The 24,145-nt window shown below is 67.1% G+C and carries 22 protein-coding genes; 15 read left to right on the top strand and 7 right to left on the bottom strand.

Going from position 1 to position 24,145, the window contains the following annotated elements:
* Position 1 precedes the first annotated feature (1 nt).
* Together RMP10_RS09915 and RMP10_RS09910 are read right to left on the bottom strand one after the other, a co-directional pair.
* Positions 2-1,234, bottom strand: a complete 1,233-nt coding sequence (locus RMP10_RS09915; RefSeq protein WP_310570146.1) for an efflux RND transporter periplasmic adaptor subunit — start codon at positions 1,232-1,234, stop codon at positions 2-4.
* A 2-nt stretch (positions 1,235-1,236) separates the two neighbouring features.
* Complete coding sequence (locus tag RMP10_RS09910; protein WP_310570145.1) at positions 1,237-2,454, bottom strand: TolC family protein; 1,218 nt, start codon at positions 2,452-2,454, stop codon at positions 1,237-1,239.
* 286 nt (positions 2,455-2,740) lie between these two features.
* On the opposite strand from RMP10_RS09910, the gene RMP10_RS09905 reads away from it, so the two are divergent.
* Positions 2,741-3,115: a hypothetical protein gene (locus RMP10_RS09905; RefSeq protein ID WP_310570144.1), complete on the top strand. Its 375-nt coding sequence runs from the start codon at positions 2,741-2,743 to the stop codon at positions 3,113-3,115.
* Here the strand turns inward: RMP10_RS09905 and RMP10_RS09900 are convergent.
* On the bottom strand, positions 3,075-4,457 hold the full coding sequence (locus tag RMP10_RS09900; protein ID WP_310570143.1) for a HAMP domain-containing sensor histidine kinase: 1,383 nt from the start codon (positions 4,455-4,457) through the stop codon (positions 3,075-3,077). The two genes, RMP10_RS09905 and RMP10_RS09900, sit on opposite strands and share 41 nt — an antisense overlap.
* Positions 4,457-5,137 (bottom strand): response regulator transcription factor, encoded by a 681-nt coding sequence (locus RMP10_RS09895; RefSeq protein WP_309673004.1) that lies wholly within the window; start codon positions 5,135-5,137, stop codon positions 4,457-4,459. Before RMP10_RS09895 ends, RMP10_RS09900 begins: the two co-directional genes overlap by 1 nt.
* A gap of 8 nt (positions 5,138-5,145) precedes the next feature.
* Between RMP10_RS09895 and RMP10_RS09890 the strand changes: the two genes are divergently transcribed.
* The 3 genes from RMP10_RS09890 (at position 5,146) to acnA (ending at position 11,491) form a co-directional block, all read left to right on the top strand.
* Positions 5,146-6,384: a patatin-like phospholipase family protein gene (locus tag RMP10_RS09890; RefSeq protein WP_310570142.1), complete on the top strand. Its 1,239-nt coding sequence runs from the start codon at positions 5,146-5,148 to the stop codon at positions 6,382-6,384.
* Positions 6,385-6,503: 119 nt separating this feature from the next.
* On the top strand, positions 6,504-8,522 hold the full coding sequence (locus RMP10_RS09885; RefSeq protein WP_310570141.1) for an EAL domain-containing protein: 2,019 nt from the start codon (positions 6,504-6,506) through the stop codon (positions 8,520-8,522).
* A gap of 233 nt (positions 8,523-8,755) precedes the next feature.
* Positions 8,756-11,491: an aconitate hydratase AcnA gene (gene acnA, locus RMP10_RS09880; RefSeq protein ID WP_310570140.1), complete on the top strand. Its 2,736-nt coding sequence runs from the start codon at positions 8,756-8,758 to the stop codon at positions 11,489-11,491.
* Positions 11,492-11,628: 137 nt separating this feature from the next.
* Here the strand turns inward: acnA and RMP10_RS09875 are convergent, their stop codons facing one another.
* Entirely contained in the window at positions 11,629-12,519 is an 891-nt protein-coding gene (locus tag RMP10_RS09875) for a hypothetical protein (protein WP_310570139.1), read from the bottom strand.
* 175 nt (positions 12,520-12,694) lie between these two features.
* Here RMP10_RS09875 and RMP10_RS09870 point away from each other — a divergent pair, with 175 nt between their 5' ends.
* Positions 12,695-13,591 carry a diacylglycerol kinase family protein gene (locus tag RMP10_RS09870; protein WP_310570138.1) on the top strand — a complete coding sequence of 299 codons (897 nt, stop codon included), beginning with the start codon at positions 12,695-12,697 and terminating at the stop codon, positions 13,589-13,591.
* A gap of 101 nt (positions 13,592-13,692) precedes the next feature.
* Here the strand turns inward: RMP10_RS09870 and RMP10_RS09865 are convergent, their stop codons facing one another.
* Positions 13,693-14,265 (bottom strand): glycine zipper domain-containing protein, encoded by a 573-nt coding sequence (locus tag RMP10_RS09865; protein WP_310570137.1) that lies wholly within the window; start codon positions 14,263-14,265, stop codon positions 13,693-13,695.
* A gap of 195 nt (positions 14,266-14,460) precedes the next feature.
* Here RMP10_RS09865 and RMP10_RS09860 point away from each other — a divergent pair, with 195 nt between their 5' ends.
* Positions 14,461-15,045, top strand: a complete 585-nt coding sequence (locus RMP10_RS09860) for a peroxiredoxin family protein (protein ID WP_310570136.1) — start codon at positions 14,461-14,463, stop codon at positions 15,043-15,045.
* A gap of 48 nt (positions 15,046-15,093) precedes the next feature.
* Positions 15,094-16,554: a DUF4147 domain-containing protein gene (locus RMP10_RS09855; protein WP_310570135.1), complete on the top strand. Its 1,461-nt coding sequence runs from the start codon at positions 15,094-15,096 to the stop codon at positions 16,552-16,554.
* Between the two features lie 16 nt (positions 16,555-16,570).
* Here RMP10_RS09855 and RMP10_RS09850 read toward each other — a convergent pair whose 3' ends face one another.
* Entirely contained in the window at positions 16,571-16,900 is a 330-nt protein-coding gene (locus tag RMP10_RS09850) for a hypothetical protein (RefSeq protein ID WP_310570134.1), read from the bottom strand.
* A 111-nt stretch (positions 16,901-17,011) separates the two neighbouring features.
* On the opposite strand from RMP10_RS09850, the gene RMP10_RS09845 reads away from it, so the two are divergent.
* From RMP10_RS09845 to RMP10_RS09810, 8 genes are all read left to right on the top strand, one after another.
* Entirely contained in the window at positions 17,012-17,821 is an 810-nt protein-coding gene (locus tag RMP10_RS09845; protein ID WP_309671374.1) for a TetR/AcrR family transcriptional regulator, read from the top strand.
* Positions 17,822-17,865: 44 nt separating this feature from the next.
* Entirely contained in the window at positions 17,866-18,789 is a 924-nt protein-coding gene (locus RMP10_RS09840; protein WP_310570133.1) for a carbon-nitrogen hydrolase, read from the top strand.
* On the top strand, positions 18,786-19,877 hold the full coding sequence (locus RMP10_RS09835) for an agmatine deiminase family protein (protein ID WP_310570132.1): 1,092 nt from the start codon (positions 18,786-18,788) through the stop codon (positions 19,875-19,877). Before RMP10_RS09840 ends, RMP10_RS09835 begins: the two co-directional genes overlap by 4 nt.
* Positions 19,874-20,497 (top strand): hypothetical protein, encoded by a 624-nt coding sequence (locus tag RMP10_RS09830; protein WP_345785791.1) that lies wholly within the window; start codon positions 19,874-19,876, stop codon positions 20,495-20,497. The genes RMP10_RS09835 and RMP10_RS09830 overlap by 4 nt, the downstream gene beginning before the upstream one ends.
* Positions 20,498-20,555: 58 nt before the next feature.
* On the top strand, positions 20,556-21,110 hold the full coding sequence (locus RMP10_RS09825; protein ID WP_310570131.1) for an RNA polymerase sigma factor: 555 nt from the start codon (positions 20,556-20,558) through the stop codon (positions 21,108-21,110).
* Complete coding sequence (locus RMP10_RS09820) at positions 21,103-21,732, top strand: isoamylase early set domain-containing protein (protein ID WP_310570130.1); 630 nt, start codon at positions 21,103-21,105, stop codon at positions 21,730-21,732. The genes RMP10_RS09825 and RMP10_RS09820 overlap by 8 nt, the downstream gene beginning before the upstream one ends.
* Positions 21,729-22,484 carry a hypothetical protein gene (locus RMP10_RS09815; RefSeq protein WP_310570129.1) on the top strand — a complete coding sequence of 252 codons (756 nt, stop codon included), beginning with the start codon at positions 21,729-21,731 and terminating at the stop codon, positions 22,482-22,484. The genes RMP10_RS09820 and RMP10_RS09815 overlap by 4 nt, the downstream gene beginning before the upstream one ends.
* 62 nt (positions 22,485-22,546) lie before the next feature.
* Positions 22,547-23,944, top strand: coding sequence for a glycogen-binding domain-containing protein (locus tag RMP10_RS09810; protein WP_310570128.1), 1,398 nt, complete (start codon positions 22,547-22,549; stop codon positions 23,942-23,944).
* Positions 23,945-24,145 lie beyond the last annotated feature (201 nt).

The raw sequence follows: 24,145 nt of genomic DNA, 5'->3' as shown, positions 1-24,145 counted from the left end.
GTCATTCTCCGTCGGGTGAACGCCGCTTGATCAGCTCTGCTTTCGCGATCGCCGCACTCCCAGAAATCACGCGACGACCGGGCGAGACGCCCGACAGGATCTCGGTGCGATCGCCTGCGCGTCGGCCCGTGCGCACGCGCACCGCTTCGATGTGTAGTCCTTCGCCACGCTGATCGGCCACGATCACCACCGTATCACCCTCGAGCGCCTGTACCGCCGACGACGGCACCATAAGCGCCTGCGAACCACCACGCCCCGAAATCTCGGCCTGCACAAACGACTCAGCGCGCCCACTGCGCACACCGCTCTTCGGCACCGCGATCACTTCGATCGTACGGGTCACGGTATCTACCGTGGGCGCCACGCGCGTCACGGTGGCCGACATCGTAACCGCCGGCGACTCCGTCAAGGCGAAGCGCACCGTGGCGCCGACTTGCACGCCGGCGGCCGCGTCGGCACTGACGTGCATCTGCAACTGCAACCGCTCGGGATTGCCCACCGCTATCAGGGGCGAACCCGGAAGCACGACCGTGCCGGGCTGCGCATCGCGCGACGTCACGACACCGCCGATCGGTGTGCGTATCAGCACGTCATGTTCGTCGGCGAGCGCCGGCACATTGCCCGAACCCACAAGGTGGTCGATCATGGCCAACGCGCGCTCACGCTCGGCCAGCGCCTGCTGGTACGTAGCCGCGGCCACGCGCTTGCCGACATCGGCCCGCTCGACTTCGGCCTTGGACATCGCCTTCGCCTCGAGCAAGCGCGTGGCGCGATCGGCGGCGCTGATGGCGAGATCCCGCTCGGCCTCCGCCGCCGCCAGCTTGGCGGTGGCGCTGGCCAGCGCGCTGCGGGCGTCCATGATCTCGTGACTGTGAATAAGCACCAGCACTTGTCCAGCTTGCACGCGGTCGCCCACGCGCGCCAGTACGTGCGTGATGCGACCCTCGGTGATCGACCCGATGGTCTCGAGAGCACTGGGGTCGAGCATGAGTCGACCGGGTACCGTCACCGACGACTGCCACGGCACCATGCGCGCGGTGTCGTAGGTGAACCCGCCGATCGCAACCGTTTTGGCGGACAGCGTCGCCGTGTCGGCCGTCGGTAACGCCGGGGCCTCAGGCGCCGCGTTGGCCGCGTCGGAACCACCGCCGCAGGCGACGGCCAATGCGCTGCCGAGAAGCAGACCGGCAGCACCGAATCGACGAGGGAGCGGGGAGCAGAACGTCGAGGGCATGATCACGATCCGGTCGTCAGCAGGGTGGAGAGCAAAGGCAGATCCAGTGGGCTGGTGTCATCCAGCCGCGCGCCGAGGGCACGCTCGAACTCGAGTCGGGACAGCCAGGCGTCGGCGGCCCAGCGGAGATGCGTATGCATGGCGTCGGTGGCGGCGCGCTCCGCGTCGAGCAGTTCCGTGAGCGTGACGTGGCCTTCGCGATAGGCCACGCGGGCGATGCGGGCGATTTCGCGTCCGCGCGCATCGAACGTGGAGGCCGCCTGGGCCGCGTCGCGCGACGCGACGTAGGCCCGCCACGCCGCGCCGACGCTGCCCTCGATCTGATTGAGCATGTCGTCGCGTAGCGCTTGCGCTTCGGCGTATTCGCCGCGCGAGCGCTGACGGGCGGCGTCATTACGATTGAACAGCGGGAACGGCATGGCGAGCCCAATCTGTCCGGTCATGAAGCCACTGGTCTGCTTCGAACCACCCTGCAGCTGTACATCGCCGAACAGTCCACGGCGTTCGGCGGTGTAGCGCCGCTGCGCTTCACGCAGCGCCGATTCGCGGGCCCGGACTTCGGGACGCGCACGGAGGGCGACCGACGTCACCACGCTGCTGTCCGGGGCGGCCGGCATCACCGGCGCGGCGAGCGCGGCGATCGCCGGCATTGCGTCGGGGCGCACGCCGATTGCGCGGGCCAGTTGAGCCCGGGCGCGGGCGGCGTCACCGGTGGCCGTGACCAGCGCCACCCGCGCGCGATCCGCTTCGAGTTGTGTGCGCAGTCCCACCGCTTCCGATACCAGCCCTTCACGAAAACGGATGGCGTCGACGCCGGCGATCTCGGCGAGTGCCTCCATCTGTCTCGTGGCGACCGCCAGCGCGCCGTCGGTGGCCGCGGCGTGGAGCCAGGCGCGGGCCACTTCGACCTCTGCTTCGCGACGTTCGGCGACGGCGTCGGCCTGGACGCGCTGGCGACCCGCGCCCGTCGCCTGCCGCAGGGCGAGCCGCCGACCCGTGAGGTCGAGCGGGATGTACGCGGTCGCAAAAATGTCGGGCTGCAGTGAACTCCCGAGATTCTCGCGGCGCCATTCAATGGTGGGGTTGGGCCACTGGCCCGTTTCGCCGACTCGTCCCGTACCGGCCACCTCGCGCGCGTCGGCGAGTTTGCGGAGCGGGCCGCTCGCGCGCGCCACCTGCAACGCCGCGGCCAGGTCCAGCGGCGCGGCTTGCGCGCGCACGGGCGCCGGGCTCGCCGATACGAGACCCCAAAGCGCCAGCCCGCGGAGGGCCGCTCGGGGCACGGGTAGGGACACTGTTCGGAAAGGGGCAAAGACGCTCATGCGCCAACCTATCGAGCCATGATGAACGTTCCGTGAATGGCCCAAGCGTCACGTGTCGAAGCCTGTCGGCCCGGGATGTGACGTTCGTTCCACTTCGGCTTCGGATTTCCTCAAGTCGAAACGCGCCGGAGCCGATGTACCAAGTGTGGCGCAGCAGTCCCGCGCCCAGCGAATCGCCCTGCGAATGACCTCAGCTCTCCGCACAGTGCCCGTACCCACGCCTGCCTTCTCACACGCGGTGATCGACGTCGATCACCAGGCGCCTGATCCCCTCACCTGTCTGGTTCGTGCCTACGACCGCGCTATCCGCGCGTGCGAAGCGTTCGACCACGACGGCTCGCGGGAAGCGATCAGTGTGCTGCGATGCGCACTGGAGCTCGACTCCCCCGCGTCAAAGAGCTTCGACGCGCTCTATGCGTGGTGCGAAGAGTCGGTGGACTGTCGCGATTACGTCGGCGCCGCGCAGTGCCTTCGCTCGCTCCGTGACGCCTGGCGTCGCGCCGCGCGGCCCACGCCCACTACCTTCGCGCGTTTCCGGGCCGGACAGCAGATCTGCTGATCGCGAGCGGTAGGCGCACCTGCACCAGCGTTCCACCGAGCTCGCCCGCGGTTACCGCAAGAGTGCCACGGTGCTGCTGCACAATCCAGGCAGCGATCGCGAGTCCGAGTCCGCTGCCATCGGGACGTTTCAGTCGCGCGGTATCACCACGAAAGAACCGGTCGAAGATCCGCGCGCGATCCTGCTCGGGAATGCCGATGCCGTCATCTTCGACGTCGAGCACCGCCGCGCCGTCGGCCGGACGGACCCGAACCTGCACCCGGCCACCATCGTGTCCGTAGCGGATGGCGTTGTCGACCAGAATGCTGATCAAGCGCGGCAAGAGTGACGCGTCGCCGAGTACCGGCGACTCCTCCAGTGCAATGTAGTCAAGCGTCATCTGGCGACGCTGCGCCTCGGGTTGCCAACGCGGCAGCTCGTCCATGACCACATCATCCAAAAACAGCGACTCGGCACGTATCGGCGCGTCCTCACCCGCGGCATCGGCGCGCGCGAGCTGGAGCAGTTCGTCCACGTGCTGCGACACGGCACGCAGCTCCTGATCGATCGACGGCAGTACGCTGCGGTCACCGGAGATTGACGGCTCGAGCATCGCCACCTCTACGCGCGCACGCAGCCGCGCAATCGGCGTGCGCAGCTCGTGCGCCGCATCGGCGAGAAAATCGCGTTGTTGCGCGAGGGCGCCGTCGAGCCGGTCGAGCAGCGCATTGAAGCGCAGGCCTAGTCGCCCGAGCTCGTCGGTGGGATCATCGATCGGCAGCCGCGCGCCGCTGGCGGGCGCGATGCGCGACGCCGCATCGGCCATGCGTCCGACCGGGCGCAGGGTGCGTCCGGTGAGCCACCAGCCGGCCACCGCCGCACACAGCACGAGCAACGGAATGCCGACCCCGAACCACCGGTCGATCTGCGCCTGCAACGCGAGCACGTTGGCTTCGCTGGCATCGACTTCGATGTCCCACTTGGGTGCCAGATCCGCGTCGAGAGGAAAGCGTACCGTGCGCACCGGCCCCGACAGCGGGCGTCGGGCACGACGCACCGGAGCGCCGACGATTTTGAACAGCGAGCCATCCGGCGTGCGAATGCGGATCGCGCGCTCCTCAAACACCAATTCGCCGGCGATATGCGCCAGCGTGGCTTCCACCGTCACGTACTCCTCGATCTCAGCCCGGAAGAACTGCTGCACGAGTCCCGCCGACGCGAGCACCGACTTGTCGAACTCGCGCTGCAAGGCGCCGTGCAGGGCGTAGCGCAGCGTACCCGCCGCGCCCAGCAGCACGACCAACAGCGTGACCGCATACAGCGCCGTGAAGCGCAGCCGGATGCGGGGGCGACTCTGCTCCATTACGAGGGCTTGGCCAGCGCGAGCCGATAGCCCGCGCCCCGCACAGTGGAGAGCAACGGCGTCTCGTCGGGTCCGTCGACTTTCTTGCGCAACCGGGCGATGTACACATCGATCACGTTGCTCATCGGATCGAAGTTGTCATCCCAGGCATGCTCGCCGATGTACTCGCGCGTCAGCACGCGGCCACTGGCGCGCATGAGCACTTCGAGCACGGCGAACTCCTTCGTGGTCAGCGCAATGGTCCGCGCGCCGCGGTGCCCCTCGCGAGTGGCCGGATCGAGCACGAGGTCACCGACCTGCAGCAGCGTGGGCGCGGCATGGTCCGGACGCCGCAGCAGAGCGCGCACGCGGGCCACCAGTTCACCCAGCGCGTACGGCTTCACGAGGTAGTCGTCGGCCCCGAGATCGAGGCCGGCAATCCGATCCGACACCCCATCGCGGGCGGTCGCCATCAGCACACGGGGGGCGGGAACCTTGGCGCGGAACGCGGTGCATAAGGCGAATCCGTCGTCGTCGGGCAGCCGGATATCGAGGATCACGGCATCGTAGGGGCTGACGGCCGCGAGTTCACGGGCCATCTTCCCTGTTGCCGCCGCATCCACCGCAAAACCGGACGCGCGCAGAAAGGCCGTTGCGCTCTCCCGCAGCGTATCGTCGTCCTCTACCAGCAGCACTCGCATACCGGAGAATGTACCGCGTGGATGACGGCAGCATGAACACGAATCCGCATGGCGACGGAACGGCGCACGAGATCGATCGAGGAGGCCCTGCGATCGCGTCCACCGGCACGTTCACGTCCGTGTTCCCGGCCACCGGAACCGGCAGCGGTAGCGGCCCGCGCATCCGGCCCCGAATCGGCGTGGTGTTCGGTGGCGGCGCCCTGAAAGGCATGGCCCACGTCGGCGCGCTCAAGGCCATTCGCGAGGCCGGTATCAAACCCCGACTGTATGCCGGCTCCAGCATTGGCGCCATGATCGCCGCCGCCGCCGCCAGTGGCCGCAGCGTGGACGAGCTCACTGAGCGGGCGCTCCGGTTCCGCCGTCGCGACCTGTTCCGCATCAACCACGTGGGCATGCTCATGGATCGCATGCTGTCGCGGTCCATCTACCTCGAGTCCCCGCTGCGCAGTCTGTGCGACGATCTGGTGGCGGAAGGTACGTTCGAGGAGCTCGAGACACCGTTGCTGGTCACGGCCGTCGACATCGAGCGTGGCATTCCGCTGGTGTTCGGACGTCCGGGGTTTCGCGATGTGCGCGTACGCGACGCCGTGTATGCGTCGTGCGCGCTGCCGGGTTTCTTCCCGCCCGGCGTGGTGGGCAATCGCGTCTGCATCGATGGCGGCACCACCGACAATCTGCCGGTGTCGATTGCGTCGATGGGCATGGACGCCCTGATCGCGGTGGACGTGGGGATCGCCGATGTCCCGCTGGCCACCGGCATCGCCGAGCAGGGATTCGCGTCGATATTTATGCGGGCGGCCACCATGATGATGCACGAGCAGCAGCAGGCCACGCTCGACCATTGGACCACACCGCCATTGCTGCTCGTGCGGCCCAAGGTGTCGCACATCGGATGGTTCAGCTTCTCGCACGTGGAAGAGCTGTTGCAGATGGGCTACGACGCGATGAACGCGGCGCTGGTGCATCTGGACACCATGCTGTCGGCCCCTGGCGGCATCTTCCCTCGCACCGCGGTGGAGATCGTGGTCGATCGCGCCAAGTGCACCGGCTGCGCGCTGTGCGTGGCGCGCTCACCGGGGCTGATGGCGCTCGACGCCCAGCGCAAGGCGTACGCCCTGGTGCGGGTGCATGAGTTCTCGCCGGCCGATGGCTCGGTGGCAAACTGCTGTCCGACGGGCGCGATCTCGGTGGTGCCGGTGAGTGCGGACCGGGATCCGGTGGAAGAGGTGCTGGAGATCAGCGCGTAGGACGGCGGGTGCGCGGCGCGTACCCCCGTGACGCAGCCGTTACGTAACGGCTTCAGTCCGACGAGTGCGGCGAGCGAGCGGCGCGACGATACCTCAACGCATCCTCGCACTCCGCCAACATGCCGCTGCCACACACCACATCGTCCTCCTTTCGCGCCATTGTCCTTCCGGCCGCCCGTCAAGCGCGCGCGACCGCGCTGGCGTTCCTCGGCGGCGCCTTGGTGTTCTTCATTTTCGAGGCGAGCAAGTCAGCCGTCTTCCCGAAGCTGACCATCTGGGAGTCGCACAGCATCACGATTGTGTTCGGGTCGTGCATCGCCGCCGGCGCTGCGTTCCTGGCGATGAAGCGACAGGCGTCGATGCTGAGCAAAATCGCCGCCGAGGCGGCGCTGCGGGAGCGCCTCGAAATGCGTCAGCGCGTCCTGCAGGAGAGCGAAGCACGATATCGGCTCTTGGTAGACAACTCCCCGGAGGCCATCGCCGTTCATCGCAACGGCCACCTCGTCTACGTAAACGCGGCCGGCGCCGCGCTCATCGGCTCGGCGCCAGGCGACGATCTGGTAGGGCGGCGCACCATCGATTTCGTACATCGCGACGACCTGTCGTTGGTGCGTCAGCGGGCGAGGCCCGATGCGTCGCGCGTGCAGTACCGACTGATTCGTGTTGACGGAGCCATCCGCGAAGTCGACGCGGCATCCGTCGAGATCCCGTACGAAGGCACGTCGGCGATTCAAACCGTGTTTCGCGACGTCACCGAACGCAAGCAGCTCGAAGCGCGCCTCATGCACGAGGCATTTCACGATGCGCTCACCGGCCTCCCGAACCGTTCGTTGTTTCGGGATCGCCTGGAACACGCGGTGGCCGTGCAGATGCGCCAACCCACGCTGCGCGTGGTCGTCATGTTTCTCGATCTCGACGATTTCAAGGCCGTCAATGACAGTCTTGGCCACGAAGCGGGCGATCAGCTGCTCCAGGTGGTCGCCGAACGCATCCGTGAGGAGATTCGGGCGGCCGACACCGTGGCACGCTTTGGTGGTGACGAGTTCGCGATCCTGATGGAGCAGGTCTCCGCCCCCGCTGAAGTCCTCTCGATCGTCAACCGCATTAAAGTGTCCTTGCGACGCCCCCTGCTGCTGCAGGGACGCCTCATGTCGGTCTCTGCGAGCGTCGGCGTGGCCTTCGCGGAATCCGGCGAAGACGTCGATACCCTGCTGCGCAACGCCGACGTGGCCATGTACGAGGCCAAGGAAGCGGGCAAGGCGCGTCACGCCGTGTTCGAACCCGCGATGTACACGGCGATCATGCACCGCCTGCAGCTGGAGTCCGACTTACGCGCGGCGACGGTGGCGCCGGAGTCGGCCGGGCTCTTCCTCACCTACCAGCCCATTGTTGACCTGCGAAGCGGTGAGATGCGGGGCGTCGAGGCACTGCTGCGGTGGCATCACGCAACACGCGGCCCGATTCCGCCCATGGTCTTCGTTCCTGTCGCCGAGCATACCGGCACGATCATCCCTCTTGGGAATTGGGTGCTGGAGACGGCGTGCCGCCAGCTGGTCGCGTGGCGCACCCTCTGGTGGACAGAGCGCTGGGACCCCGCCTCGATGCCGTCGGTGGCCGTGAATATTTCCGGCAAGCAACTGCAAGAGCCCGACTTCGTGGCGACCGTCGCCGACATTCTTGCGCGCACGAATGCTCCGGCCCATTGCATCACGCTCGAGATCACCGAGAGCGTGATCATGCGCGACACAGAGTCGTCGTTGCAGACCCTTCGCGCGCTCAAGACGCTCGGCGTTCGCCTCGCGATCGACGATTTCGGCACGGGATATTCCAGCCTCAGCTACCTCCAACGCTTTCCGGTGGACGTGCTCAAAATCGACCGGGCATTCGTGGAAGGTGTCTCGCGAGGGGGTTCTGACGCCGCCCTCGCGCGCACGATTCTCACACTGGGTGAAACGCTCGGGTTGCAGACGGTGGCCGAGGGCGTGGAAGACGAGTCGCAGCGGGTGCAGTTGGAGCGCATGGGTTGCGTGCTGGCTCAGGGCTATCTCTTCTCACGCCCGAAGCCTGCCGACGAGCTGACCGCGTGGATTCGCAGCCGAGCCGAGGCGTTGCCGGATGCGTGGAAGGCGGCGGTGTAGCACGACGGCGCCTTGTCCGTCGGCGTATCGCTGGGCAGAGTCGCAGAATCGGCAGATCTCCGGCCGCCCGGCCCGTCCCCTCGCCTTCCCGCCCTCCCCGCCCGATATTCCACGGTAGCCTCGTCGGAACCGGTTGCCATCTGCATTTCGGCATCACGGCGCGATGAGTGGCTCCGTCCAGCAACGCGTGCGGTCGACCCCTGGGGAAAGGCCCGCGCAGGACCAACCCTTCCATGTCGCATCCCAATTCGTTCGGCAGCCGCTCCACCTTGGTCGTGGGCGACCGTCAGTACGCGTACTTCAACCTCGGCGCCCTCGATGCGCTTTCGGGGAGTACGGCCCCCACCCTCCCGTTCTCGCTGCGCGTGCTGCTCGAGAACCTGCTCCGCGGTGAAGACGGCGCCTTCGTGAAGCGCGCCGATGTCGAGGCGCTGGCCCGCTGGAATGTGAAGGCCGCCGTCGACAAGGAGATCGCGTTCCGCACCGCCCGCGTGCTGCTGCAGGACTTCACCGGCGTCCCCTGCGTCGTCGACCTGGCCGCCATGCGCGACGCCATGGTTGCCCTCGGCGGCGACCCGACCAAGATCAACCCGCTCCAGCCCGTCGACCTCGTGATCGACCACTCGGTGCAGGTCGACGAGTACGGCACCGAAGCCTCGCTGCTGATCAACACGGAACTCGAGTTCGAGCGCAATCTCGAGCGCTATCAGTTCCTGAAATGGGGCCAGACCGCGCTCCACAATTTCCGCGTGGTTCCGCCGGGCACGGGCATCTGCCACCAGGTCAATCTCGAGTACCTGGGCCAGGTGGTGTTCACGGCGAAGGATGGCACCGAGACGCTGGCCTACTGCGACTCGCTGGTGGGCACCGACTCGCACACCACGATGATCAACGGCCTGGGCGTGATGGGCTGGGGCGTGGGTGGCATCGAAGCCGAGGCCGCCATGCTGGGGCAGCCGGTGAGCATGCTGATTCCGGAAGTGGTGGGCTTCAAGCTGCACGGCAAGCTGCCGGCCGGCGCCACCGCCACCGACCTGGTGCTCACCTGCACCGAAATGCTCCGCAAGAAGAAAGTCGTGGGCAAGTTCGTGGAGTTCTACGGCACCGGTCTCTCCAGCCTCGCGCTGGCCGACCGCGCCACGATCGCCAACATGGCTCCGGAGTACGGCGCCACGATGGGCTTCTTCCCGGTGGACGAAGAGACGCTCAAGTATCTGCGCCTCTCGGGACGCAGCGACGAGCAGGTCGCGCTGGTGGAAGCGTACACGAAGGCGCAGGGTCTTTTCCGCACCGACGCCACGCCGGATCCCGTGTTCACCGATACGCTCGAGCTCGACCTGAGCACGGTGGTGCCCAGCCTAGCCGGTCCGAAGCGTCCGCAGGATCGTGTGCCGCTCTCGCAGAGCAAGGCGATGTATCGTGAGGCGCTCGCCGCGCAGCGCGCTGCCAATGGCGCCGCGAGCGCGACGGCCGCCGCAACCATGGTGGCCGAAGGCGGTCCGGTCGAGTCAGCAGGCGTGGTGGTTGAGTATCGCGACCAGACGTTCACGCTGTCCGATGGGCATGTGGTGATCGCCGCCATCACGAGCTGCACCAACACGTCCAACCCGAGCGTGATGCTCGCCGCCGGCTTGCTGGCGCAGAAGGCCGTGAAGCTCGGCCTCAAGACCAAGCCGTGGGTGAAGACGTCGCTGGCGCCGGGCTCCAAGGTGGCCACCGATTACTTCGTCAAGGCCGGCGTGATGGAGTCGCTCAACGCGCTCGGCTTCAACGTGGTCGGCTACGGCTGCACGACGTGTATCGGCAACTCCGGTCCGCTGCCGACGGTGATCAGCGAAGCGATCGACGAGGGCAAGCTGAATGTTGCCGCCGTGCTGTCGGGCAACCGCAACTTCGAAGGTCGCGTGAATCCGCAGACGCGCTTCAACTATCTCGCGTCGCCGCCGCTGGTCGTAGCGTTCGCGCTGGCCGGCCGCATGGATATCGACATGGCCACCGAGCCGCTCGGTGTCGGCACCGATGGTCCGGTGTTCCTGCGCGACATCTGGCCGTCGGCACAGGAAGTGGAAGACACGATTCTCTCCAGTGTGAAGCGTGAGCAGTTCACCACGCAGTACGCCAACGCGTTCCTCGGTGACAAGTACTGGCAGGCGATCGAAGCCAGCACCGGCGCGCGCTACGGTTGGCAGGCCGACTCCACGTACGTGCAGAACCCGCCGTACTTCGAGGGCATGACGATGACGCCGCCGGGCATTCGCCCGATCAACAGCGCGCGCGTGCTCGGCATGTTCGGCGACTCGATCACTACGGACCACATCTCGCCGGCCGGTTCGATTGCCGGTGCGAGCCCGGCCGGCAAGTATTTGCTGTCGCTCGGCGTGGAGAAGAAGGATTTCAATTCGTACGGCGCACGTCGCGGCAATCACCAGGTGATGATGCGCGGCACGTTCGCGAACATCCGTCTCAAGAACGAACTCACCGGCGGCAAGGAAGGCTGGTGGACGACCGATGCGCCGGGCGCCGAGCCGGAAGCGCTATACGATGTGGCGATGGCGCGTCAGGAAGCGGGCGTCGCGCAGATCGTGATCGCCGGCAAGGAGTACGGCACCGGTTCGTCGCGCGACTGGGCGGCCAAGGGCACGATGCTCTTGGGCGTGCGGTCGGTGATCGCCGAGAGCTTCGAGCGCATTCATCGCAGCAACCTGGTGGGCATGGGTGTGCTGCCGCTCGAATTCGTGAACGGCGAAACGCGTCAGTCGCTGGGGCTCACGGGCTTCGAGACGTACGACATCGTGGGACTCGACGACACGCTCACGCCGCGGGCCACGCTCACGGTGAAGGCCACCTCGGCGGATGGCTCGGTGAAGACGTTCAGCGCGCGTTGCCGCATCGATACGCCGGAAGAAATGCAGTACTACAAGAACGGCGGGATCCTGCCGTATGTGCTGCGGAGCCTCATCGGGAAGTGAAAAACAGTACGGGGTAGGGAGTAGGGGGTAGGGAGTCGTGAAGGACGACGGGCTGCGGAGAGACTCTCTCTGCAGCCCGTTTCACTACTCCGTACCCCCTACTCCATACCCCCTACTCCCTACCCCTTACTTCGCCCTCAGCGATCTTCGCGCCCATCTTTGTTCTTGTCCTTGAACGCCCGGAATGCATTCCGGATGTTGTTCTGCACCTGCGCCCGCGTCTGCCCCGGCGTGTTCGCGGCGGCCGGCGAGTACAAGCCGCCCGATGCGCGCAGGAACCAGGTGCTCAGGTCGATCGTGACCGTGACATCATCACCACCGGTGCCGATCACGAGCGGTTCGGCGAGCGGCACGGTGAGCTTCGCGTTCACATCGTTCACGAAGATGAACGGCGTGCCGTTGAAGGTGCCTTCGAGACGCAGGCTGATGTCGCGGAAATCCGGATTGGCCCGACGGAAGGCGAGGTCGGCGGAGTCGCTGCTCGTGACCTTGTGCAACCACAGACGGATGGACGAATAGGTGCCGGCCGGCACTTCAACGGCAACGCGCGCACCGTCAGCGCCGCTCACGGGAACGTCCACCAGATACGGACCGACGCGGAACGTCGGGCACGCGTCGTCATCGTCGTCCGAGCTGGCGGAGGCCGATGCGTTGGCCACGGTGGCGCCAATACCGAGCGCGACGCTGTTCGACGACGACTCGTCGTCATCGTCGTCCGAGCATACGGCCGACGCCGACTTGAGCTTCACGTTGCGCACCACGAGCTGCGCCTTCGTCACCAGCAACACGTCGCCATCGCGCGTGATGCTCATGCCCGCCGGCGACGTGGTAATGGTGGGCATGGTGCCCGGCACGCTGGGCGCGCTGCCGTCGACGCTGGCGGCCATGACCGAGGCGGCCGACGACGTGCGCGCCAGCTGGAAGCCGACGCCAACCTTGTTTGCCGATGACGGGCTCGTGCCATCGCTGCAGGCCGACAGCGCGAACGCCGCAACGGCGGCGGTGAATACAGACGGAATAGACTTCATGGTGCTTGCTCTCCTTGAGGTGCATCATCAGAGGCGCCGACCGGACTGCAATCCAGCGGGCCGAGCGGGTACGGGGGTAAGTTGGCGACAGCGGATCGCACACTCCGTGACGTATCGCACGAGATCGCCAGAAACCCCGTTACGCCGCTGGCATGCTTCATTTCGCCTCGCCCGGATGACCGCACCCATCGTGTTGTTGGTGAATCCTGCCGCCGGCCGCGGACGCGCGGCGCGTGTCGCGCGCGCCGCATCCGACGCGCTGCACACGGCTGGTCTTCGCGTGGAACTGCGCGAAACCCGCGCTCGTGGCGACGAAGCACGCATCGCCGCCGACGCGAGTATTGCCGGCGCCCGCGCCCTCGCCGTGGTAGGTGGCGACGGCGCGGTCAGTCATGCAGTGCGCGGGTTGCTCGCGGGCGAAGCAGGTGGCGGCGGGCGCGTGCCGCTGGCCATCTTCGCCGCCGGTACGGGCAATGATTTCGCGAAGTCGCTCGCCGTGCCGGTGCACCACGTGGCGCGCATGGCCGCGCACATCGCCGCCGGCGCCACGCATACGGTAGACGTGGGCTTCGTGAATGACGTCCCGTTCGTGAATGCCGCCGGTTTCGGATTCGACGTGGAAGTGCTGGAACGCATGCGCACACCGGGCGTACTGCGCGGCACCGCGGCGTACGTCAGCACCGCGCTCGGCGCATTGTTCGGCTACCGCGGCTTCCGCGCCAACATGGCGAGCGACTCGGCCATCATGAGCCGAACGCTCATGACGGTGTTCGCCAACGGCCGCTGTTTCGGCGGTGCGTTCCGTATCGCGCCCGACGCGGAACTCGATGACGGCGCGCTCGATTGCGTCACCATTCGCGATGTTGCGCCCTGGGCGAGGGTGCCGTTGTTCGCCCGCGCGATCCGTGGTACGCATCTCACGTCGCCGCATGTGTCATTCCATCGCGACCGTCACTTTCTCCTGCACTTCGAGAAGCCGCCGATGTTCGAGACTGACGGAGAATTGCAGCAGGCGGCGACCTGCGACATCACCGTGAACGTCCGCGCCGGCGCACTCACCGTCATTGCCTAGCGCGGAGCATATACGCAGAACACGCCGCCACCGGAATCCCGGTGACGGCGTGTGCGCGCCCCTCCACGAAGCACGTCCTGCAACTCCCCCTCACCTACGCACTACGGCTTCTTGATCTGATGACCAATGATGCCGCCCAACACGGCGCCCCCCAAGGCACCGATCGCTCCACCCTTCACCTTGTCACGCGACGTGGCAACACCGATCGCCGCACCCGTGGCCGCGCCAATGATGGCGCCCTTCTGTGTATTGGCCGGCTGCGTACCCGACCGCGTTCCCGAACTTCCGGTCGAGCCACCACCGCTCCCGGTGCTACTCGTCCGTCGAACCGACGACTGCTGCGGCACATAAACCACCCGCGTCTGCGGCTGCGGCGCGGGATACTGCGGCGGATACGCTGCCGGCGGGTAGCCCTGCGGGTACCCAGGCTGCGGATAGCCATACTGCGCTGGATACTGACCTGGATACTGTGGAGCATACCCTTGCGGATAGCCCAACTCCGCCGGACTCGCGAACTGACCTCGCGCGCCAGGCGCCTGCGCGGCGGCGGCCAGATCGGCCTTCAGTTGCTCGTCGAGCCGCTGGTCGGCTCCACCGCAGGCCGTCAGCACGCCAAAGGCGAGTGGGGCGAGCAGCAACGAGACGTGACGCATGCGCGTACGGATTTGAGTCATGGATCCTCCTGAGATGATCGTGCTTGCACCACCATCATCAGGCAGGGGTCGTGCCACGCCGAATCGACCGATTTCCGGTCAAAATGGGCCGGAAACGTTACTTTGGAGTAGAACGTTGTCCCCACGCGTGGTCAGCGACCGTCTCCGTTCAGCGACACCCGCCCGATCCCCGTCCATACTTTCCCGGAGTTCTTGATGTCCATTCGCTCACGTGCCGCTCGTTTCGTCGCACTGCTCGCTCTCGCCGCACTCGCTCCGTCCATCGCTGATGCGCAGGCTGCGCCCGCCGCTGCACTCACGCCGCTCAAGGTCGGCGAGATGGCGCCTGACTTTACGGTGACCGTCGTCACGGCGGACGGCGTCGCCAAGAAGCCGTTCAAGCTTTCCGAGCACAAGGGCGAGACCGTCGTGCTGGCCTTCTTCCCGAAGGCGCGCACCAGCGGCTGCACGGTGCAGATGGAATCGTATCGCGACAAGTACGCGCAGACGTTTCAGAGCGGTAAGAAGGTCACGCTCGTGGGCGTCAGCATCGATACGGACACGGCACTCATCGCGTGGGCCAAGGACGCGAAGTTTCAGTTCCATTTCGCGGCGGACACCGATCGCAAGGTTGGCGTGGCGTACAGCGCCAACACGGGCACCGGCTACCACAAGCGCACGCTGTACGTGATCGATCCGTCGGGCAAGATCTCGTACGTGACCGCGTCGTTCAACCAGATGTCGGCTGATGCCTACACCGAGCTCGGCGCCGCGATCTCGCACGCCGGCGGCTCGCACTGAGGCGAACGCGCAGAGGCATCTGCCTGCGCACGCCGCGATATTCCGTTTGTGAATTCTTCGCAGCATCCCCGCGCCCTGCTGGCGGCACTCTATCGTGCCGCGGTGCAGGGCGCGGCGCCGTTTCCGCGTACACGCGACGCGGTGGGCGCGTGGTTCGACGCCCGTCCGTCACTGTCCGCACAGGCCCCGGTGTACGTGATTGCGCTGGGGAAAGCCGCACCGGCGATGATGGCCGGCGCCCTCGACGCGCTCGATCAGCGCGGGCGCACGGTACACGGCGGCCTCGTGGTCGCCGCGCACGAACCGAAGCGCAATGATGTGGGTGGTGACCTGCCGGCCCGCATCCGGCTCATGGTCGGTGATCATCCGGTTCCCGGTCCTGCGTCGCTCGACGCCGCCGACGCGATCGATGATCTCGCCCACAGCATCGACGACGGCAGTATCGTACTCGTGTTGCTATCCGGTGGCACCACCGCCCTCTGTGCCGCGCCGATCGCGACCCTGTCGCAGGAAGTGGGCGATGCCGATCGCGCGCAGTCGCATCTGGCCAACCTCGCCGAGACCCTGCTCGAGTCGGGGCTCGCCATTCACGAGATGAACGCGATCCGACGTCGGGTGCTGCGATGGGGTGCCGGCCGTCTTGCGGTCAGTCTCGTGCAGCACGGGGCCGAACATGTGCCGGTGTTCGCGATCTCCGATGTGATCGGCGACGATCCGGCCGTGATCGGCTCGGGTCCCTGCACCGCCGATCCGCTGGACGACGCCACATTCCTGGCGCTGCTCGACGCGCACGATATGCGTTCGCGCGTGGAGCGTGTGATGGGCACAGTGTTGGGCCTTGAAGGCGCCAGCAATCCACCCCGCGTGCCGGCCACGGATCATGCCGCGTTCACGCGCGTGGGCTACACCTTGGTGGCACGCAACGCCGATGCGGTGCAGGCCCTCGCGCACGAGGCGCGCGCGCTCGGCATCGCGCAGGTGGTGGTCCAACAGGTGCCGCTCGAGGGCGACGCCGCGCAATTGGGCGATCAGCTGGCGCGACTGGCGCTGCAGGCGGCCCCCGACGTGCACGGCGATACGCTGCTCGTGTGCGGCGGCGAGCCGGTAGTGAATTTGCGCGAAACGGCCGATCGGGCGATGTCGCGCAATGAAGACGAATCGCTGGAGGTGCCGTGGTCGGACGAACCCCTGCGCGGCGGTCGGATGCAGGTGCTCGCCCTGTCGGCCGCGCTGGCCCTCGAGGAAGCAGCCGCCTACGGCGACCCGCGCTCGTGGAAAATCAGCATCTTGGCGGCCGGCACTGACGGGCGTGACGGTCCGACCGACGCCGCCGGCGCCATTGTCGACGCCGCGGTGCCCGCCCTGGCCCGCCGCGCCGGCCGGGTACCCGAAGACGACCTCAGTACCGGCCGTTCGTGGTTTCCGCTCGATGCGGCCGAGGCGCTGCTTCGCCCCGGCCCCACCGGCACCAACGTCATGGACGTCGTGGCGCTGTATATCCGCGGTTAACGACGGTAACCCAAGGCTACTGGCAGTCCGTATTGTACGCGTCGCGCGTGAATCCGGCATCCTGCGCGTCCTTCATCGAAACGAAGCCGACTTTGTCTTCGGCCTTGATCAGCTTCACCGTGTGGCAGCTCTGCGGATAGTACTTCTTCGTCTTGAGCGAGCCCACGAACGGCGCCGTGCTCGCGTCGATCGCGTTGGCGATCGCCTTCTGCGAGGCACTGGGGACGCTGTTCTGGGTGCCTTCGGTGCGGGCGGCTGCCGAGGCCCCACCCGAGGCGCACGCGGCGAACAGGAACGATGCCGACGCGACGACGACCGCCGTCGCGCGATGACGGAAAGAACGCATGGGACCTCTGGGAAGTGGCGCGTGGAGAACGATGTTCTATTTACCTAACGCTGTTAAATCTTGACGGTCGCGTCGCATTGTCAAGGTCTACCGCACGCGGTATCGTTGGCGATGCCCGTCAAACGTGCGCCCCGTCCCATCGCTCGCATCGCCACCGACGAGTCGTTGCCGGTCGCCAACGCTCCGGTCGCCAAGGCGCCGGTCGCCCCATTACCGATCGTCGACGCCGAAGCGCCCGATGCGTATCGGCGGCGACCTCGACAGTCGCGCGGGCAGGCGCGGGTGGAACTACTACTCGAGGCGGCGGCCTCCGTGATCGCCGAGCACGGTCTGCAAGCCGCGACCGCTGAAGCGATCGCCCTCCGCGCGCGCACCGCGAAGGGTTCGCTGTACCAGTTCTTCCCTAACCGCGATGCCGTGCTGGCGGCGCTCGCACTGCGCTACGCCGACGAAATGCGCGCCATTCATGAGCGCGCCTTTCCCATCGATCCGCACGGCTTGCCCCTCGATCGTCTGATCGATCGCATCGTAAAGCCGCTCGCCGAATTTCACGATACGCACCCCGCGTTTCGTCGCGTCTTCGCCACTGTGGAAGGCCCGGGCGACGACACCCGTTCGGCGCCGACCCGCCTGCGGGCGCAGTTGTTCGAGTCGTTCGTCGACCGGCTCGACGTGCTCTTCGCGGCGCGGAACCCGAAGCTCGCCACCCGTGATCGACGCCGCATTGCGCTTGTGGCCGCTTCGCTGGGGCAGTCGTTGCTGGCCCGTCGTGGACGCGCTGTGGCCGCCGAGAAGAAACCGTTGCTCGACGACTTGCGGCGCATTCTCTTGGCCTACCTGCAGCCGGTGCTCGAGCCCCCCGTGGTCAAGACCAAGCGTGAGCCGAAGGGTGAGGCAAAGCCGGCACCGAAAAAACGGTGATCCCGCCACGTTGCCCCCGGCCCCGGTATCGATGACTTTTCGTGATGGCCAACATCGTGAACATCGGTGTCATTCAGGACACCGCCTCGGATGATCTCGCAGCCAACGTGACGCGTGCGGTCGCGCGTGTGCGCGAAGCCGCCGCACGTGGTGCGCAGATCATCTGTTTGCAGGAGCTCTTCAATGCGCCGTACTTCTGCAAGAGCGTAAAGCCCGAGCGGTTCGACATCGCCGAGCCGGCCGACGGACCGACGGTGCACAAGTTCCAGGCGCTCGCGAAGGAACTCGACGTCGTGATCGTCGTTCCGTTTTACGAGCGCGAGGCGGCCGGGCTGTATCGCAATTCCGCCACGGTGATCGATGCCGACGGCAGCGTGCTCGGGACGTATCGCAAGATGCACATCCCGCACGATCCGCTCTTCGAAGAGAAGTACTACTTCGCCCCCGGCGACGTCACGGCGGATCTGCGCCACGAAGCGCATCCCGGCATCAGTGGCTTCCGCGTATGGCGCACAAAGTATGCGGATATCGGCGTGCTGATCTGCTGGGATCAGTGGTACCCGGAAGCCGCGCGCATCACGGCGTTGCTTGGCGCGCAGGTGCTGTTCTATCCTACGGCCATCGCCTGGCATCCGGGCGAGAAGGCCACGTTTGGCGACGCGCAGGTCGATGCGTGGCGCACGGCGCAGCGCGCGCACGCGATCGCCAACGGCGTGTTCGTGGCGTCGCCGAACCGCGTCGGCTTCGAGCCCGAGCCCGGCACCGACGGTCTCGAGTTCTTCGGCCAGTCATTCATCGCCGATCCGTTCGGTCGGTATCTCGCGCAGGCGGACACGGAGCCGGAGATTCTCGTCGCGACGTGCGACCTCGGCCTGATCGAGGAGACGCGTCGCAATTGGCCATTCCTGCGCGATCGCCGCATCGACGCCTACGGGCCGATCACGCAGCGTTGGCTGGCCGGTCGTTGAGTCGCCGCATCGAGTTGTCCGCACTCGGTCCCGTGCGGATGCCTGCCGAATGGGAGCGTCACGACGCGACGTGGATCGGGTGGCCCACGCACGAACCCGACTGGCCCGGCAAGTTCGCGCCGATCCCGTGGGTGTATGCCGAAATCGTGCGGGCGCTCGCGCCGTACGAGCGTGTGGAGATTCTCTGTCAGAACGACGCGGTGTGCGACGAAGCACGTGCCGCGCTCACAATGCACGGCGTGGATGCCGGGCAGTATCGGTTGCATGTGCAGGCCACGGACCGCGTGTGGCTGCGCGACTCGGGACCGACCGGCGTGCAGCGCGCTGACGGCAGCGTGGCGCTCGTGCACTGGGGCTTCGACGCGTGGAGCAAGTACGACAACTATGCGCTCGACGTGCAGGTGCCGGAGGCGGTGGCGCGAGTGACGTCGCTGCCGCGTGTGGAGGCGATGCGTCACGACAACGGACAGCGCCTGATTCTCGAAGGCGGCGGCATCGAGACCGATGGACTCGGCACGATGCTGGTGACGGAAGAGTGGTTGCTGTCGGATGTGCAGGTGCGCAATCCGGGCTTCACGCGCGCCGACTACGAGCGCGCGTTTCACACGTACCTGGGCATCACGCACACCATCTGGCTGGGCGAGGGATGCGTGGGCGACGATACGCACGGACACGTGGACGACATCGCGCGCTTCGTGTCGCCGGGCGTGGTGGTGCTGGCGCATGAAGACGATCCCGCTGACGAGAATCACGCGCGGTCACTCGACAACCTGCACCGCTTGCAGCGCGCGACGGATGCGCGCGGCGAACCGATTCGGGTGGTCACACTGCCGTATCCGCGCGCCGTCATCATGGACGGGACGCGCTTGCCGGCCAGCTACGCCAACTTCTACATCGCCAACGGCGTATGCATCGTGCCCACATTCAACGATCCGAACGATCGCATCGCGTTGAACATTTTGGCGGCGCTGCTGCCTGATCATCGCATCGTGGGCATTCACGCGGTGGATCTGGTGTGGGGCCTGGGTACGCTGCATTGCCTGAGTCAGCAACAGCCTGCCGCCGCCACGGTGTCGGTGGCCTCGTGACGATGCCGCCGATGCCGTCCGGATCGGACACGCCGCCGGAGGTGCCGCCGGAGATGCCGAAGAACGAGCTGCCGCGCTGGGCGCAGAAGCAGAATCAGCAGCGGTCGCTCGAGCAGCCGAGCGACGGTGAGATGGAAGCCTTCATCGGCCCCAAGTGGGAGAAGGTGTACCGACGGAAGATGGCGCCGTTCTTCGAGGACGCGTCGTTTGTGCCGACGTGGAACTGGAGTGCCGCGATCGCCTTTCCGCCGGCGTGGTTCCTGTACCGTAAGCTGTATCTGCCGTTTGCCTTCTTCTTCCTGATGCCCGGTATCGCGTTCCGACTGCTGACCGGCACCGACAAGCCGCTCACGATGGCCGCCATGCAGCAGCCGGAGAACGAGTGGCTGCTCATGATGAACGCGGCGGTGTTCGTGTCCACGATGCTGGCGTCGGGCGGGACGGCCAATTGGTTCCTGTATCGTCGGGCCCGCGCGGCGAACCGACTGGTGGTACAGCAGCAGTTACCGCAGGCGGACGCGGACCTGTTGCTTCGTCGAGTTGGTGGTGTAAACAAGTTGGCGACCTCGCTGTTCGTCGCGCTGTCGATGATGCTTGCCGTAGCAACGATCGGGGGATGATCGGTGCATGGTGGGCGCGTCGGCTCGGAACCGGGGCTTCTGGTGACGCGCATCGCGGATGGGCTGTTGTACACCGATGACTGACGCGGAGCTGGTCGTTCGGACCCGCGCTGGTGACCCCGACGCCTTTGGGACTCTGGTGTCGAGGTATTACGACGCGTGCTGGCGTTTCGCGTACCACATGCTGGGGGAGCGAGCAGATGCGGAGGACGTGGTTCAGGACTCCTTCTTGCGCGCGTACCTCGCCATCGGTCGGTACGACGAGCGCGATCAGTTCCGCGGGTGGCTCTTTCGCATTCTGACCAACCAGTGCCGCAACGCCCTTACCTCCCGCGGTCGTCGCACGCGTCGGTTCGTGCAAGACGAAATCGCTCTTGAGAACGCGCCGGCCCCTCCCCTTGGGCTCGCGACCGGCGTCGAAGACGCCGCGCTCGTGCATGCACTCGGCCAGCTCGACCCGCTCCAGCGGGAAGCGCTGTTGCTCAAGTACGCCGAGGGGCTGGAGTACGGCGAGATGTCGGCGATGACCGGCGCCGGCGAATCGGCGCTCAAGATGCGCGTGAAGCGAGGCAGCGAGCGGCTGCGCGCCCTGCTCGGGAGGTCGCTTGACTAGCGCGCACTCAGGCGGGCCGAACGAGCCCAACGATCTCGACCTCAGCTCGTTCACGGACGACGCCACCTTGGTGGCCCGCCTCAGGGCGTCGTACGCCCGCGTCCCTGCCACGGATGCCGCCCAGATAGCCCGCTGTACGACCGCGGTACTGGCCGAAGCCATGCACGCTCCCACCCGTCGGTTCGGCGGCGCGCTGCGCCCTCGATGGTGGTGGGGCGCCACGGCGGCGGCGGTGTTGGTCGTGAGCGTCATGCGTCCGTGGCGGCCCGAAGTCGCCGTCCAGCGCGCCGGCAGTGCATTCGCGGGTGCCGCGCCGGCAGCGGGCCCGGTAGGCACGACGGCGGAAAGCGGCGACGCGATCCGCTTCGACCTCACGCTGCCGAGCTCCGCTCAGGGCGTCGCGCTGGTCGGTGACTTCAACGGCTGGGACGAGCACGCCACGCCGATGATCCGCCGTAGTCCCGACGGGGCATGGACGGCGAGGGTACCGTTGCCGCCCGGCCGTCATGTGTATGCCTTCGTGATCGACGGGCGCACCTGGCTCGTTGATCCGCTGGCGCCGCAGGTGCCCGACGAGGGGTATGGCCCGGCCAACGCCGTCGTCGTGGACGGCCCGCAATGAGGCCCCGCGCACGGACCGCATGGTGGCTCACGCTGCGGCTGCTTTCCACCACGATCGCCTCGCCGCTGGCGGCCGCGACTGTGGTGTCCACGAGCCACGCGGACTCGGTACGGTCGGCCGCGTCGCTGGTGGCGTCGATCGACACCGTGTTCTTTCGCGATCCGCAGGGGCAGTTCGACGCCGCCCGGTTCGACACGCTCACCGCCAACGCGCTGCGGCTGCTGCTCGAAGACGCGGCGGCCAAGGGACTGCCCACCGCGCCCCTGATCAATCGCGCGCTGGAGGGTGCCGCCCGCCGGGTGGGTGGCCAACGCATTCTGCTAGTGGTACGCGCCCATGCGGCCGCGCTCGCGGAAGCCAAGGATGCGCTCGGTGACGGCAGTACCGTCGCCGAGCTCGACGCCGGAGCCACCGCACTGCGGGCAGGCATCGACGCCAGAACCCTGATGGTCGTGCGAGGCACGCGTCCGCCCGGCACCGCCGTGACGGCGCTGGTGGTGCTGGCCGATGTGGTCAAACGCGGGGTGCCGGCGGCGACGGCACGCGAGGCGGTCTCCGCGATCGCCCGGATGCCCAAGTCCGACGACGCACTGCTGGGGCTGCAATCCACGGTGGCAAAGAACTCGCAGCGTGGGCCCGGTATGGCTCTCGACGCGTTGAATCGCTATGTTCGAGGTACGGTCTCCGGTGCCGTGTCGCCGTCCACTCCCGCGACGAGCGACCGCAAGCCGGTCCGCCCTCCTGATTCGTGACGCCCGCTCACCTCCCACTCAGCGCGTCGCGCCGCCGCTCGTTCCCGAGCCGCGGATGGGCTTTGCCACGCGCGTTTGCACCGTCAGCGTTGGTGTCGTGGGCGGTGGCGGGTCTGACGATTGCGCCGTCGCTTGCCGCGCAGGTGCGCGGCGACGCGCCGATCGCGCCAGCAGCCACTATTGGTCCAGTCACCGACGCCTCCACGTTGTCGGTCCTGGGCATGGCGGCCCTGCCCGACGGCACCGGGAACACGCTCACGCAGCGCAACGATTTGTGGCTTGGCGCGACGCAGCCGCTCGGCCGCATCGGCCGCGTGCGTCTTTCTGCCTTGGGTACGGGGAATTGGCGCGTGCCGCAAGGCGTGGGTACCGACGGGCAGCTTGAAGGCACGCTCGCCCTTCGCGCGCGAGCCCGTGTGGGCGAGCAGCGGGTGTGGAGCGCCATCAGCTACGGGCACGCGGCGGTGAACGGCGCCAACCTGACGGCCGGCATTCTCGGCAATGCGATGCCCCCCATGTCGGCTGGTGGCCTCGACCTGCGCGCGGCCGACACAACGGTCTCGCGTCGCGTCGACGTGGGCGCCATCAGTCGCGCCGAAGCGGGCATGATGACGAATCTGGCGGGCATGGAGTTCTCGTTCGGTTTCTCGGTCGAGCGTGCGACGCGCACGACCACGCAGACGCTGACGATCGACGAGCCCGACGCGATTACGATGCCGACGGTCGGGGGATCCACGCGACTCGTGAGCAATCGCACCACGCGCTCCCTTCAGCGCCGTGACATTGCCACCGGCATCGCGTCGCTTGGCTTCAACACCGGGCCCACCACGTGGCTGGTGTCAGTGACCTCGCCGGTCGCCACGTGGATTTCCAGCGACGCGCTCGCGCCCAAGCAGAGCATGCTGCCGACGGTCGCATCACTGGCGGTCGTGCAGCCAGTCACCGCGTGGCTGTCGCTCGTCGGCGCCGCCGCGACCAACGCTGCCACGGTTGGCGGCACGGCCCTTCGCGATGATCTCGACAACCACCGCGCGCGTAGCTTTGCGCCCGTGCTCGCGATCGGCGTGCGCATCTCGCGCCTGCCCTTCCGCGGCGCCGACGGCACGCCGGGTGGGATTCTTGCCTTCGAGACGCGCACGCTGGGAGCCGTCGATTCGCTCTCGGTGGAACAGGGTGTGTCGGCGCCCGATGGCGACACGCTGCGCGTGGTGTTGTTGATCGACGCGCCGCGCGCGGAATCGGTCGAGCTGATGGGTGATGCCACCGAGTGGACGATCACGCAGATGCGGCGTGCCACGAACGGACGGTGGCGCGCCGAACTCAAACTCGCACCCGGCATGCATCGCGTCACTGTGCGCGCCGACGGCGGCGCGTGGATCGCGCCACCGGGATTGCCGATGGGGAATGATGACTACGGCAGCCCGGTCGGCATGATCACGGTGCGCGGGAAGCGGCGCTGAGGACTGCGCTTGGATTTGGGCGGATCCAGAGGTCAGTGGTCCGAGTTCTGGTTTCAGACCGTGGCGGATTCAACCAGTGAGTGCAACAGGGCGTAGTTGCACACACTCACTGGAGCAACGAGATGGTGGAGCGAGGTCGACCGGGGCTATCGAGGGCGGAGAAGAACGTGGTGTGGGTGCAGTATCGGGCGGGAGCGTCGT

It is taken from the genome of Gemmatimonas sp. (assembly GCF_031426495.1).
Classification (GTDB): Bacteria; Gemmatimonadota; Gemmatimonadetes; order Gemmatimonadales; family Gemmatimonadaceae; genus Gemmatimonas.
The sequence above is the reverse complement of the archived record's forward strand: the minus strand, read 5'-3'. Positions and strand labels throughout refer to the sequence as shown.

Coding starts and splice junctions, on each gene's coding strand:
- RMP10_RS09915 (WP_310570146.1), bottom strand. CDS start 1,234: ATGCCCTCGACGTTCTGCTCCCCGCTCCCTCGTCGATTCGGTGCTGCC.
- RMP10_RS09905 (WP_310570144.1), top strand. CDS start 2,741: ATGACCTCAGCTCTCCGCACAGTGCCCGTACCCACGCCTGCCTTCTCA.
- RMP10_RS09900 (WP_310570143.1), bottom strand. CDS start 4,457: ATGGAGCAGAGTCGCCCCCGCATCCGGCTGCGCTTCACGGCGCTGTAT.
- RMP10_RS09895 (WP_309673004.1), bottom strand. CDS start 5,137: ATGCGAGTGCTGCTGGTAGAGGACGACGATACGCTGCGGGAGAGCGCA.
- RMP10_RS09890 (WP_310570142.1), top strand. CDS start 5,146: ATGTACCGCGTGGATGACGGCAGCATGAACACGAATCCGCATGGCGAC.
- RMP10_RS09885 (WP_310570141.1), top strand. CDS start 6,504: ATGCCGCTGCCACACACCACATCGTCCTCCTTTCGCGCCATTGTCCTT.
- acnA (WP_310570140.1), top strand. CDS start 8,756: ATGTCGCATCCCAATTCGTTCGGCAGCCGCTCCACCTTGGTCGTGGGC.
- RMP10_RS09875 (WP_310570139.1), bottom strand. CDS start 12,519: ATGAAGTCTATTCCGTCTGTATTCACCGCCGCCGTTGCGGCGTTCGCG.
- RMP10_RS09870 (WP_310570138.1), top strand. CDS start 12,695: ATGACCGCACCCATCGTGTTGTTGGTGAATCCTGCCGCCGGCCGCGGA.
- RMP10_RS09865 (WP_310570137.1), bottom strand. CDS start 14,265: ATGACTCAAATCCGTACGCGCATGCGTCACGTCTCGTTGCTGCTCGCC.
- RMP10_RS09860 (WP_310570136.1), top strand. CDS start 14,461: ATGTCCATTCGCTCACGTGCCGCTCGTTTCGTCGCACTGCTCGCTCTC.
- RMP10_RS09850 (WP_310570134.1), bottom strand. CDS start 16,900: ATGCGTTCTTTCCGTCATCGCGCGACGGCGGTCGTCGTCGCGTCGGCA.
- RMP10_RS09845 (WP_309671374.1), top strand. CDS start 17,012: ATGCCCGTCAAACGTGCGCCCCGTCCCATCGCTCGCATCGCCACCGAC.
- RMP10_RS09840 (WP_310570133.1), top strand. CDS start 17,866: ATGGCCAACATCGTGAACATCGGTGTCATTCAGGACACCGCCTCGGAT.
- RMP10_RS09825 (WP_310570131.1), top strand. CDS start 20,556: ATGGGCTGTTGTACACCGATGACTGACGCGGAGCTGGTCGTTCGGACC.
- RMP10_RS09815 (WP_310570129.1), top strand. CDS start 21,729: ATGAGGCCCCGCGCACGGACCGCATGGTGGCTCACGCTGCGGCTGCTT.